Source organism: Micromonospora sp. NPDC005806, assembly GCF_042871425.1.
Lineage (GTDB): Bacteria > Actinomycetota > Actinomycetes > Mycobacteriales > Micromonosporaceae > Micromonospora.
Window position 1 is genome coordinate 1 of sequence record NZ_JBIAIL010000077.1, and the last position, 10,997, is coordinate 10,997.

General features: G+C 69.8%; 13 protein-coding genes and 1 pseudogene. 7 read left to right on the forward strand and 7 right to left on the reverse strand.

Features of this window, described 5'->3' with window-relative positions; genetic code table 11:
* Window positions 1–234: 234 nt before the first annotated feature.
* A complete protein-coding gene (locus ACFYOS_RS35675; RefSeq protein WP_387151526.1) occupies window positions 235–1,377 on the forward strand; it encodes an MFS transporter in 1,143 nt (380 codons plus the stop codon).
* Window positions 1,378–1,654: 277 nt separating this feature from the next.
* On the opposite strand, the pseudogene ACFYOS_RS35680 reads toward ACFYOS_RS35675, so the two are convergent.
* From ACFYOS_RS35680 to ACFYOS_RS35695, 4 genes and pseudogenes are all read right to left on the reverse strand, one after another.
* A pseudogene (locus tag ACFYOS_RS35680) lies at window positions 1,655–1,789 on the reverse strand (IS481 family transposase); the annotation flags it as partial.
* A gap of 110 nt (window positions 1,790–1,899) precedes the next feature.
* On the reverse strand, window positions 1,900–2,283 hold the full coding sequence (locus ACFYOS_RS35685; RefSeq protein WP_387151528.1) for an ArsR/SmtB family transcription factor: 384 nt from the start codon (window positions 2,281–2,283) through the stop codon (window positions 1,900–1,902).
* A 387-nt stretch (window positions 2,284–2,670) separates the two neighbouring features.
* The gene (gene chrA, locus ACFYOS_RS35690; RefSeq protein ID WP_387151531.1) at window positions 2,671–3,798 is read right to left on the reverse strand and encodes a chromate efflux transporter; all 1,128 of its coding nucleotides are present in this window, start codon (window positions 3,796–3,798) and stop codon (window positions 2,671–2,673) included.
* Window positions 3,799–3,995: 197 nt separating this feature from the next.
* On the reverse strand, window positions 3,996–4,355 hold the full coding sequence (locus ACFYOS_RS35695) for an ArsR/SmtB family transcription factor (RefSeq protein WP_387151535.1): 360 nt from the start codon (window positions 4,353–4,355) through the stop codon (window positions 3,996–3,998).
* A gap of 66 nt (window positions 4,356–4,421) precedes the next feature.
* Between ACFYOS_RS35695 and ACFYOS_RS35700 the strand changes: the two genes are divergently transcribed.
* Window positions 4,422–4,901, forward strand: a complete 480-nt coding sequence (locus tag ACFYOS_RS35700) for a cation transporter (protein WP_387151538.1) — start codon at window positions 4,422–4,424, stop codon at window positions 4,899–4,901.
* A gap of 511 nt (window positions 4,902–5,412) precedes the next feature.
* Here the strand turns inward: ACFYOS_RS35700 and ACFYOS_RS35705 are convergent.
* Both ACFYOS_RS35705 and ACFYOS_RS35710 read right to left on the reverse strand, forming a co-directional pair.
* Window positions 5,413–5,895 (reverse strand): YdeI/OmpD-associated family protein, encoded by a 483-nt coding sequence (locus ACFYOS_RS35705; protein WP_387151541.1) that lies wholly within the window; start codon window positions 5,893–5,895, stop codon window positions 5,413–5,415.
* Window positions 5,896–5,945: 50 nt separating this feature from the next.
* The gene (locus ACFYOS_RS35710) at window positions 5,946–6,770 is read right to left on the reverse strand and encodes an alkylmercury lyase family protein (protein WP_387151544.1); all 825 of its coding nucleotides are present in this window, start codon (window positions 6,768–6,770) and stop codon (window positions 5,946–5,948) included.
* 327 nt (window positions 6,771–7,097) lie between these two features.
* Between ACFYOS_RS35710 and ACFYOS_RS35715 the strand changes: the two genes are divergently transcribed.
* The 4 genes from ACFYOS_RS35715 (at window position 7,098) to ACFYOS_RS35730 (ending at window position 9,229) form a co-directional block, all read left to right on the forward strand.
* A complete protein-coding gene (locus ACFYOS_RS35715; protein ID WP_387151561.1) occupies window positions 7,098–7,487 on the forward strand; it encodes a heavy metal-responsive transcriptional regulator in 390 nt (129 codons plus the stop codon).
* Window positions 7,488–7,514: 27 nt separating this feature from the next.
* Window positions 7,515–7,751, forward strand: coding sequence for a hypothetical protein (locus ACFYOS_RS35720; RefSeq protein ID WP_387151547.1), 237 nt, complete (start codon window positions 7,515–7,517; stop codon window positions 7,749–7,751).
* Window positions 7,752–8,177: 426 nt separating this feature from the next.
* Window positions 8,178–8,537: an ArsR/SmtB family transcription factor gene (locus ACFYOS_RS35725; RefSeq protein ID WP_387151550.1), complete on the forward strand. Its 360-nt coding sequence runs from the start codon at window positions 8,178–8,180 to the stop codon at window positions 8,535–8,537.
* On the forward strand, window positions 8,534–9,229 hold the full coding sequence (locus ACFYOS_RS35730; protein ID WP_387151553.1) for a cation diffusion facilitator family transporter: 696 nt from the start codon (window positions 8,534–8,536) through the stop codon (window positions 9,227–9,229). The genes ACFYOS_RS35725 and ACFYOS_RS35730 overlap by 4 nt, the downstream gene beginning before the upstream one ends.
* A 218-nt stretch (window positions 9,230–9,447) precedes the next feature.
* Here the strand turns inward: ACFYOS_RS35730 and ACFYOS_RS35735 are convergent, their stop codons facing one another.
* Complete coding sequence (locus ACFYOS_RS35735; RefSeq protein WP_387151556.1) at window positions 9,448–9,759, reverse strand: hypothetical protein; 312 nt, start codon at window positions 9,757–9,759, stop codon at window positions 9,448–9,450.
* 321 nt (window positions 9,760–10,080) lie between these two features.
* Between ACFYOS_RS35735 and ACFYOS_RS35740 the strand changes: the two genes are divergently transcribed.
* Window positions 10,081–10,746 (forward strand): DUF3105 domain-containing protein, encoded by a 666-nt coding sequence (locus ACFYOS_RS35740; protein ID WP_387151558.1) that lies wholly within the window; start codon window positions 10,081–10,083, stop codon window positions 10,744–10,746.
* Window positions 10,747–10,997: the final 251 nt, after the last annotated feature.

Below are 10,997 nucleotides of genomic sequence, written 5' to 3' on the forward strand. Positions count from 1 at the left end.
GCTACAAGAACGACGGCCGGACCGTGCGGATCGCCGACTCGGCGAACCCGGCGGTTCCCGCCTACTGGATGACCACCATCGACCTGGCGAACTGGGCCTCCACCCGCGGCTACTCCGCCTGATCCCGCCTCCGGCCCTCGGGCACCGGCTCGATGTGAGCCGGTGCCCGTCGCCATTCCTGACCTGCGCAGGCACGGGTGCCCACGACGACATCGGCGCAAACACCCAGCATTGGTGAACGACCCGGCTCGTCCTGGCCGGCCTTCTGCTGTTCGCGACGGCATCGCTGACCGCCGGACTGGGAACTCCGGTCCGCTGCTCCTCGCCGGTCGGGTCGGGCAGGGTATGGCCGCCGCCATGCTGTCGCCGGCCGCCCTGTCGCTCGTCGTCACGATTTTCGAGGGCGACGAACGCAACCGTGCGCTCGGCATCTGGTCCGCCCTGGGCGGCAGCGGCGCCGCCCTCGGCGTCCTGCTCGGCGGACTGCTTACCGCCGGACCGGGCTGGGCATGGATCTTCTACATCAACGTCCCGGTCGGACTGGTGCTGTTCCTTACCCTCCGCTCCCAACTGCCGGCGCAGCCGGCACCCGCCACCAGAGCCGCCCTCGACGTTACCGGCGCCGCCCTGGTGACCGCCGCCACCGCATCCCTGATCTACGCGCTGATCAGGGCGGGAGACCACGGCTGGGCCACGTGGACCACCGCCGCACTGCTACTGGTATCGGCGCTCCTCTACGCCGCCTTCGTGGCGCGTCAGCGCCTGGCCGCGAGCCCGCTGATGAACGTGCGGCTGCTGACCCGCAGGCCCGTGGCAACCGGCACCCTGCTGATCCTCGTTGCCACCGCACTCATGATCATGATGTTCTTCCTCGGCACCTTCGCCCTTCAAGCGCATCACCGATATGGCGCACTGGCCACCGGCCTGCTCTTCCTCCCCATCGCACTGTCCACCATGCTCGGCGCCGACATCGCGGGACGCGTCATCGGACGCACCGGACCCCGCGCCCTAGCAGTGACCGGGCTGGTCATCGCCGCCGCGGGCCTGACCATCCCCGCGATCTGGAACGCAGTCGCCCCCCTGGTGACCGGAATGGCGGTCGCAGCGGCCGGCACCGGATCACTGTTCGTGGTTGCCTCCGCCACCGCGCTGGGCCAAGTTGCGGCACACGAAGCTGGCCTCGCCTCCGGAATCGTCAGCACGTTCCACGAGTTCGGAGCCTCACTCGGCGCTGCCGTCGTATCCAGTATCGCCGCCGCCAGCATCGCCGGCACCAGCACCGACGGGTTCTCCCACGGCTTCACCACCGGCGCCATCGTCGCCGCTGTCACTGCCCTCGCCGCGCTCGCCATCACACCCAGCTCCCGCTCCATATGACCGGCCGCCGGCAGGCCGCCGGCGGAGGCTTCCGCTGGCGGCGTCGGCTATGTCTGCCCGCCGCGTCTGAGCTTGCCGTTCAAGCCCCGATGAGTCATAGAGACCGCCGTCGGTGTTCCACTCTCGATCGCCCGCCTTCGCGATCATGCTGCCCGAGGCCGCGAGGGCCGCCGGCATCGAATGGTGGGCTTGGGTCGCGACGACCCCCGCCGTCGCTGGAGCGATCGCCCGCGTGCTGGCTGGCAGGACGATGCAGGTGACCGGCGCAGTAGCTGTTCTGCCCAGAAAGGTTGGGGACGCGGCTGGCGGGTGCACCGACGAGTGCGGTGTGGCTGCGGTGATTGTAGTGGTGCAGCCATGCGGGCAAGGCGGCCCGTCGAGCCGTCTCTGAGGAATACGGCTTGGCGGGCGCCTTGACGAGGCGTGACCTTGTCGGCGTGGTCAAACCGGCCGTGACCAGAGCGGACGTCATTGCCGGCACCTGCAGGACCAGGCAACGGCGGCGGCCTTCGACAATGCCGCTCAGCGGACCCTTTTCGTCGCCCGCTTGCGGGGCGGCGTCAACAGGTCGGCGACCGCCGCGATCGCGGACGGCACTAGGCGGTAGTACGCCCAGACGCCCCGCTTCTCCCGCTCAAGCAGACCGGCCTCGGTGAGGATCCGAAGGTGATGACTCACGGTCGGCTGGGAGAGACCAAGCGGCGCGGTGAGGTCACTCACGGACGCCTCGCCCTCCGGAGCGGACTGGATCAGACTGAGCAGTCGCAGTCGCAGTCGCAGCCGGGCCGGGTCGGCGAACGCCTTCAGCACTCCCGCGAGCCGCCCGGCATCGGCACGCTTGATCGGCTCGCCAGCAAGCGGCGAGATGGCAGGTGCAGCGGTTTTCGGGGTTCCCACGTCCTCCATCGTTCCACCAACACCATCGATATGCGGGTGGAACCAGGACCGGGTCACCGTCAGTTTGCGGGTAGGGCCCGTGTTGCCGACCGTGTCCGTGGCGGGACGGGCGAGTGTCGGCGTCGGCCTAGCGTGTCGGGAATTTAGGGCCCACTCGGCATGATGATCGGCGGGCGGAGGGAGGTGCCGATTGTGCCCGGATCGTGTGACGTGGTGGTCGTCGGGGGCGGGCAGGCGGGTGCCGGGAGTTCGGCTGGCACGTCCAGTGGGACGCCGAGACGGCGAGCTGGTCGCGGTGCGCCCCCGGACGTGTCCGGGTCCGGGGGCGACCTAAGCCGGCTCTACCGGCATGCGCGCTGGGACGCCCAGGCGCGGCGCTGGCGCGGTGCCGATGAATCAGGCGATAAGGGTGTGCGCGAGGCCGATGAGGGCGCCGGCCGCGATGTACCAGGCGTTGTTGAGTTTGGTGCGCCATAGCAGGAGCAGGGTGACCACGGCGATGGCCACGGTGAGCGGATCCACGATGGCGGTACGGGCCAGCTGGTAGGAGACGCCGGCCATCAGGGCCAGCGCGGTGACGTTGACGCCGTCGAGCATCACGGAGGTCCAGGGCGAGGACCGGATCGTGTTAGTGAGCCGGGTCAGCAGGCCGACGAAGAGGAACGATGGCAGGAAGATCGCCACGGTCGCGAGGAACGCGCCGATGGGGCCGGCCACCACGTAGCCGATGAACGTGGCGGTGGTGAAGACCGGGCCGGGGGTGACCTGGCCGATGGAGACGGCGTCGATGAGCTGCTGCTCGGTGATCCAGTGGAGCCGGTCGACGAAGTCACCACGCAGGAAGGCCAGCAGCACGTAGCCGCTGCCGTAGAGCACGGACCCGATCTTCAGCATCGTGGCGAACAGTTGCCACAGTTGGCCACCGCCCGGGTTGGGAAAGAGCGGGTGTCCGCTGCCCACGGCAAGGGGTACCGCGACCAGGCCGTGGAGCCGGCCACGCAGAGGATGGCGCACGACCCGGGCCGCGGCAGCCAGGATCGCTCCGGAGGCCAGGATCAGCAGCTCGTTGACGCCGAGCAGATAGGCGGCCAGGGCAGCGACGGCCAGCACCGCCAGCCAGACGTTTTTGATCACGACTCGCAGCAGCCCGAACAGCGCGTGGGCGATGATCCCGATCACGACGGGCACCACCCCGTACAGAACTCCGCGGACCTCGGGCGTCTGACCGTAGGTGACGTAGGCCCAGGCGAGGGCGGTGACCATCAGCGCCGCGGGCAGGATGAAACACAGTCCAGCCGCGAGCAGGCCCCGCCAGCGTGCCCGGTCGAACCCGAGGTGAATCGCCAACTCGGTCGAGTTGGGGCCCGGGATCAGGTTGGTCGCGCCGATCAGATCCACGAACCGCTCATCAGTCACCCAGCCGCGGCGGCGTACCAGCTCGTCGCGCATCATCGCGGTATGCGCCGCCGGGCCGCCGAACGCGATCGTGCCGAGCTTCAGGAACAGCAGAGCCACGTCCCGCACGGACGAGCCCTGAGGGCCCCGGCCCTTCCGGGTTTCGTCGCGATCGCCGCCGGCAGCAGGATGCTCATCGTCCATAGCCTCCTCCGTCCGCCCGGTCGATGTCGACGCCCCGCATCTTGCCCCGTTGATCGAGGCAAGCCATCGGGGACCCGGGGCGCTCCCCCGCGCTCCAAGCCCGCCGGGTAGTCCACCGGCGTTCAGTCGTGCTCGGGGATTCCGGCCACCCGGTGCGAGGCAGCGTGGATGACCTCGGCTACGAGCCGGCGGACGTGGCCGCCTCGGGCCATGTAGATGGCGCGGCGGCCCTCACGTCGCACGCTCACCAACCCAGCCAGCCGAAGCTTGCCGAGGTGCTGGGACACCGCCGGCCGCGCCAGGCCCACCGCAGACACCAGCGCCGTCACGTCGTGCTCCCCCTCGCTGAGTAGCCACATCAGCCGCAGCCGCGTCCCGTCAGCCAGCATCCGCAGCATCTCGGTCGCCGCCTCCACCTGGTCGCCGCCAGGGAGGCGTTGTTGCAGGTGATTGGCATCTGCAGTGTTGTCGCGTGCGCACATGAGCACATATTATCTCCGGCGACCGGGGTACGGACTGTCCGTGCGGCGGGGAAGCCTGGGGGAGCGGTGAACGATCACGAGCACGAGCACGGTCACAGCCATGATCACGGCCACGACCACTCGCACGATCATCAGAAACACGACCACGACCATCGCCGCGGCGGCAGGGCGCTCGCCTTGTGGCACCGACTGAGTCACGCCGCGGTGCCGCACTCGCACGACTCCCGGGCGAAGATCGACCCCGCCCTGGAGACCTCCCGCGACGGGCTGCGGGCCCTGTGGATCTCCCTGGTCGGCCTTGGGATCACCGCACTCGCCCAGGCGGTCATCGTCGTGCTCTCGGGCTCGGTCGCCCTGCTCGGCGACACCCTGCACAACGTCGCCGACGCCCTGACCGCCGTGCCGCTGGGGATCGCCTTCCTGCTCGGCCGGCGCGCCGCCACCCGCGCCTACACCACGGTGCACACGGACCCCGACACCCATCCCGGCGACCACCACCACACCGACCTGTCCCACCAACGCCGCCAAACCCCTCGCCGGACGTGACACCTGGCTCTACCAGCACGTGCGGTGAGGCGCCGACGCCTGCCACTGACGAAGGTGGCGCACCGCTGGTGCGCCGAACAGGCCATAAGGCGGTCGGATCGCGCGTGGGCACCCCGGCTGCCGGGAGGCGGTCGCTGACGCCGGCGAGGGCCTGGCGGACCTGGTGGTGGTGCCGTCGGTGGAGCGGCTCGGCTTCGGCAAGCAGGTGTTCAAGCGGATCGCGGCGGTGCGCCGAGCGGGCGGCGACATCGCCGGCCCCGCAGTGCGGGACGGCGCGGTAGGCCGGGTGATCACGTCCTCGGCCGCCGAGCTAGTCCGCACAGCGGACCAGCGAGCGCGGGGGAAGCACCCAACGGAACCGCACAAAGTGCGTAACCGCTCGTCGAATTATGTAGTTTCCGACGCGGAGCTAGTCCGCTGAGCGGACCAACCCGGGCGCGTCACGGCGAGGCCGTCGCCCGCCCATCGCGTTTGTCGCAGTCTCCGCCGATGCGCGGCTCGACCTTGCACGTTATGGGCGCGGCCGTTCCTTCTGCCCGGCCTCCAGGAGTTGGATCATCTCGGCGACGCGTCGGGGGCGTTGGTCGGGTTGGCGTTTGGTGGCGTCGATCCAGCGCAGGTAGGCACGCCGGTAGAACTGGGCCAGGGAGTCGAAGAACGCGGCGGCCTGCGGGTGCGCTTCCAGCGCGGCGGCCACGTCTTCGGCTAGGTCCTGGCGTTGAGGACCTTCCGGCTCGATGTTCACGTTGACGCTGTCGCCCGCGGCGAGACCGCAGCAGCGTAGCCAAGCCGGGCCGAGGGTGAATCCGAAGCCGTCACCGTGTGGTTCGACAACGCCTCTCACGCCCATGCCGTTGACGGTGCCGCGGATGTGGTGGCGCGGCTTGGTTCCCCAGACGGTGTCCGTGTTGAACGGGACCGGGATCAGCACCCGGCCCCGAGTGGCTGCGGCGACAGTGCCGGTGAACTGTTGACTCTTCGCGGAGCCGGCCATGGAGGCACCTCATGTTTCGGTTCGGCAGCGGGCGGGCCGGTGGCGTCAGCTCAGGCGAGCAGCGGCTCGAAGATGTCGCGGCCCAGCGTGATGGCCTGGTCCTGGTCGAGGACGGTGGCGGCCAGGCCGGGGTGGGCAGTGATCCACGCCTGGGCGTTGGATGCGTTCGTGAAAAAGTTGATGGTGGAGCAGCAGGTGTCCACCGAGGAGCCGGTTCCGCCGGTGGCCGCATACACGATCACCGCGTCCGCCGGCTGGTAGGTCGCGGCGCCGTTCGTGATGGTCACGCGCACCGGTTCGCGGGTGTGCGGATCGGCGGAGGTGATCACCGCGTCGTCGCCGAGCATGAACGGCATGCCCAACGCGTCGATGGCGCACATCGCGAACACCTCGACGTCGCCGAGTGACACCACGTGCGGCGTGGGTGCCGGCGAGAACGGGTAGGCCGCGACCAGACGCCCGGCGCTGTCGACGGCGACAAGATCCTGCCGAGCGAGATCACGCACCGCCTTCGCAGCGTCCAGGTCTGCCGCATCGACGGCGGCGCGAATGTCGGCGTCGCTGGGAGCGGCTCCGGTGGCGGCGAAGTGGCGCAGAATCGCCCGGTGCACCTGCCGCAGCCTGTGCGGCAGCTGCTCGGCCCGGCGGGGCCGGTCGGTCCGGATCGCGTTGCCCGGCTGTGTGCAGCAGTCCGCCAAGCACGGCTCCATCGCGGCGGTAGTGGTAGCGGCTTCGGCGCCCATTGCCCGGCGCAGGGCAGCACGGATGCGCTCGATGGTGGGGAGATCCAGGCGGCATGCCGCCGGCCCGTCGCTGCTGCCGCCCATCACGTCCTCGCCGTTGACCAGGATCGACGGCGACGGGTAGTCGCCCACGACCTCGGTGACCGCCGTAGGCAGCCCGAGGTCGGCCAGCGCGTCGTGCAGCGCCTGCCGAGCCGGAGCAAGATTCGGGCAGTCGGGGACGGAACGAAGCTCGACCAGCACCCGATTCGGCAGTGCTGACAGGTGCTCCGCCACGAGCCAATCGCGCGCGCCGGCCTCGGCGTCGTCAGCATCTGCTGCTGTAGTCATCACAGCCTCCTCATGGCAAGCGGCCTCGATGGCACAACGCGCACCCCGTGGCCGTCACGGCTCTACCCGTAGCAGACTGGACCTTCCAGTGCAGGGGAAGGTCAAGGCGTGACGAGAGAAGGTCACCGGATGCGGATCGGGGAACTCGCCGAAGCGACCGGCACCACCACCAAGACACTGCGCTTCTACGAAGCCGGCGGCCTACTTCCGCCCGCCGCACGCACCAGTGCCGGCTACCGGGACTACGGCCAAGACGCGGTTGCCAGGCTCGACTTCATCCGCCGCGGCCGCACCGCCGGGCTCACCCTCGCCCAGATCCGCGACATCCTCACCGTCCGCGACGCCGGCCAGGCGCCCTGCGGACACGTACGCCAACTGCTCGCCGAACAGCTCGACGCCATCGACGCCCAGCTCGCCGACCTGCACGCTCTCCGCGCCACCGTAGTCCGGCTCCACGACTCCGCCACCAACGCCGAACCCGACAACTGCCACCCCGAGCAGGTCTGCCGCTACCTGTAAGCCGCCCGCTGAAAGGAGGGGGTCGCGGTGAGCGTCGCCACCGAAACCGTCCGAGAATCCGACCACGAACACTGCGGCTGCTGCGGCCGCCAGCTGCCCGCACGCGAGGTCGTCGAGCTGGGAAACACCCCTGGCGTGTTCATCTGCGGCGGCTGCGCGATCTGGGCAGCGCGGCGGATCGGCCCCACCGCCGCGCTGCGTCAGCTACGGTTCACCCCGCTCGGTCGCCTGCTGCGCCGGCTTACTCGCCGCAAAGACAGATAGGGCAAGGTGTGCTCACGTCCTGCGGGCAAGGCGGAAGGCCACTGCACAGTGATCGAAGCTTCCACCGCGACGACGACCTGCACGATCGTCACGATCGTGCAACATGGAACCATCACCACCGAAGGCGTTGGCATTTCGTACCAGGCGCCACCCGCATCGCGGCGATAACCGGGGGCACTGGCGCCTACGAAGGCGCCAAGGGCCATGCCACCGTCCTGTCCAACCCCGCCGCTCATTCGCCGGTGACCTTCGTCCTGTATCGGCGCTGACTGGGTTCCGCCGCGCATCGCAGTCCGGGCCGACCCGCGGCTCCGGCGCACATCGGCGCAGGCGCGGCACCGCATGACCAGGTGCCCGCCGCATCCTTGGCGTGCCCGCAGTCCCCGCGTCTCGCGACCCATCTCAATTCGGTGCTAACATCGCGCCGTGGCGATTGGTTGTGTTCCGGGGCTGGCTCCTGCCGTGGCGCTGTTCCGGTCCCTCGGCGATCCGACCCGCCTGGCGATCCTGCAGCGGCTGGCGTGCGGCGAGGCGCGGGTGGTGGACCTGACCGGCGAGCTGGGCATGGCGCAGTCGACGGTGTCGAAGCACCTGGCATGTCTTCGTGACTGCGGCCTGATCGACTACCGAGTGGACGGGCGCCAGTCGGTCTACGCACTCACCCGACCGGAGCTGCTGGACCTGCTGCGCTCGGCAGAACAACTCCTCGCCGCCACGGGAGAAGCAGTCGCCCTGTGCCCGGTCTACGGCACGCCTGCCAACTCCAGGGCGGAGGCCAGCGCGTGAGCACATCTCTGCTGACCCCGGAGCGCCGGGCCGCGCTGTCCCGACGCAGCCTGTGGCTGGCCTACGCCACCGCCGGCTACAACCTGCTTGAGGGCCTGATCGCGATCACCGCCGGCGCGGCGGCCTCGTCTGCCGCGCTGCTCGGCTTCGGCCTGGACTCCCTCGTTGAGGTGTCCAGCGCAGCTGTGGTGATCTGGCAGTTCCGCTCACGGGTACCCGAGGACCGGGAACGGCTGGCGCTACGGCTGATCGCCGTCTCGTTCTTCGCCCTGGCCGCCTGGGTGACCTTCGATGCCCTGCGGTCACTGGTCAGCGGCGGCGAGGCTGAGCACAGCCCCGTCGGCATCGGCATCGCCGTCGCGTCGCTGATCGTGATGCCGCTGCTCGTACGGGCCAAGCGCCGCACCGGACGGGAACTCGGCTCGGCCACGGTCATGGCCGACTCGACACAGACCATGCTGTGCACCTACCTGTCCGCGGTGCTGCTCGTCGGCCTGGCCCTCAACGCCGCCTTCGGCTGGACGTGGGCCGACCCGATCGCCGCACTCGTCATCGCCGGCGTCGCGGTCAAGGAAGGCGTGGAAGCCTGGCGCGGCGAGCACTGCGACGACTGCGCACCCCTGCCCGCCGCCGCCGGCAGCGGCCAACCCTCGGGCTGCGCCGATGGATGCTGCACCGACCGGAACGCGTGACCCAGAAACCATGCCAGGCTGGGGCCCCTAAAGTACACGGCGTGTGGGACGCGCCGCAGATCCGCCGCGACCGCTGTTGGAACTCCAACCCTCTACCCGCCACGACCCGGCAAGGCGGTTAGTCCACCGGGCATCCCGTACATGGCGCGGAGCCGAGTCCGCGGGGGAGGCCGACATGGCTGCCACGGGCATGCGCGCCGGTGTGATGGACCACGCCATCACCGACGCGCTGGATTGTCACCGGATCTGTGAGGAGACGCTGTCGTACTGCCTGCAGCAGGGCGGTCGGCACGTCGAGGCCCGCCGGCGTAGCCGTGCCCGTTGTGGAACTCGTCCGGCGCGTCGCCGACCAGCTCGCGGACCTGGCGGTAGGGGAAGGCGACCACGTGCGGGTCGGCGCGGGCCCGGCCGATCAGGCGGCGCAGGTCGGCGGGGGAGTCGACGACGCGCTCGAGGACGGTCACGCCGGTGGGCGAGTTGTCGGCCCGGTCCCAGCGGATCGTGATGTGCCAGCGCGTTCGCCACTCCACGCCCGCAGGTTAGTCGAACACATGTTCTACAGATGCGTGACACGGACCGTAGCTGGACCACTTCGCGGTTGTGCTGGTCGGGTTGGCCACGTGAGCGGTTACCGCCGGAGCGGGGATGTCGGTGTCCGCCGGCCTCGCGCCCCCTGCGATGGACGCTCGCCTCATTATCTCCTATTCTCCTAAGGAGGTTGGGAGGTCAGTCGGTATGCGCCGTAGGGAGAACTGCTCGTCGGACCGGGTACCCGTCGGGCCACATCAGTGGCGAATCGTTGGCCCGGTCGCGTCGCGGGCCACTCCTGAGCGATGTGGGGTCAGGTAACCATGGCGAAGACCAACCGACCAAGCGGCAAACCCAAGCCGAAGCCGCGCCGACCCGTGGCGAAGGCAGTAGCTGGCGGGCGTTCGCCCGCGCTGATCGCGACGTTCGTCGCGGTGGGTGTCCTCGCCGCCGCCATCATCGGCTACGCCATCTACGCGGGCACCCGTGGCGGCGGCCCGTCGCCCACCATCTCCGGGCTGGTCGACTACCGGAGCAGCGACCCGAAGATGCTCACCCGCAACCACGTCCGCGGCACCGTCGCCTACCCGGTGAGCCCGCCGGTCGGCGGCGACCACAACCCGGTCTGGCAGGACTGCATGGGTGACGTGTATCCGGCGGCCATCGCCAACGAGAACGCGGTGCACAGTCTCGAGCACGGCGCCGTGTGGATCACCTACCGGCCGGACCTGCCCGCCGACCAGATCGAAACGCTGGCCGGGAAGGTCCGCGGCACGCCGTATCTGTTCATGTCACCGTTCCCGGGGCTGGACCGGCCGATCTCCCTGCAGGCGTGGGGCTTGCAACCCAAGGTCGACACCGCCACCGACCCGCGCATCGAAGAGTTCATCCGGCAGTTCCGGATCACGGCCGCCCCCGAACGGGGCGCGTCCTGCTCGAACGGGGTCACCGCCACCGGCACCACCCCGCACCACGCACCCGGCGGATGACACCCACACCGCCGGTCCACCCGCAACAGCCGTGAAGACACCATCCTCACGCCGATCCCGCAGACCGGGTTCGCCCCGGGATGCGCGTCGATCCGACCCGACACGGAGCACCCCACCCGGCGTGTCACCAACCCGGTGAACCTTCTTGGTCAGCGCACTAGCCTCGGTCTTTCGCTAACTGTTGATCAAGGCTGTTGAGGCGGCTGGTTGATCTTTTGGGTGGTTGTTCGGGTCGTGGGCGTGCCGGTGGC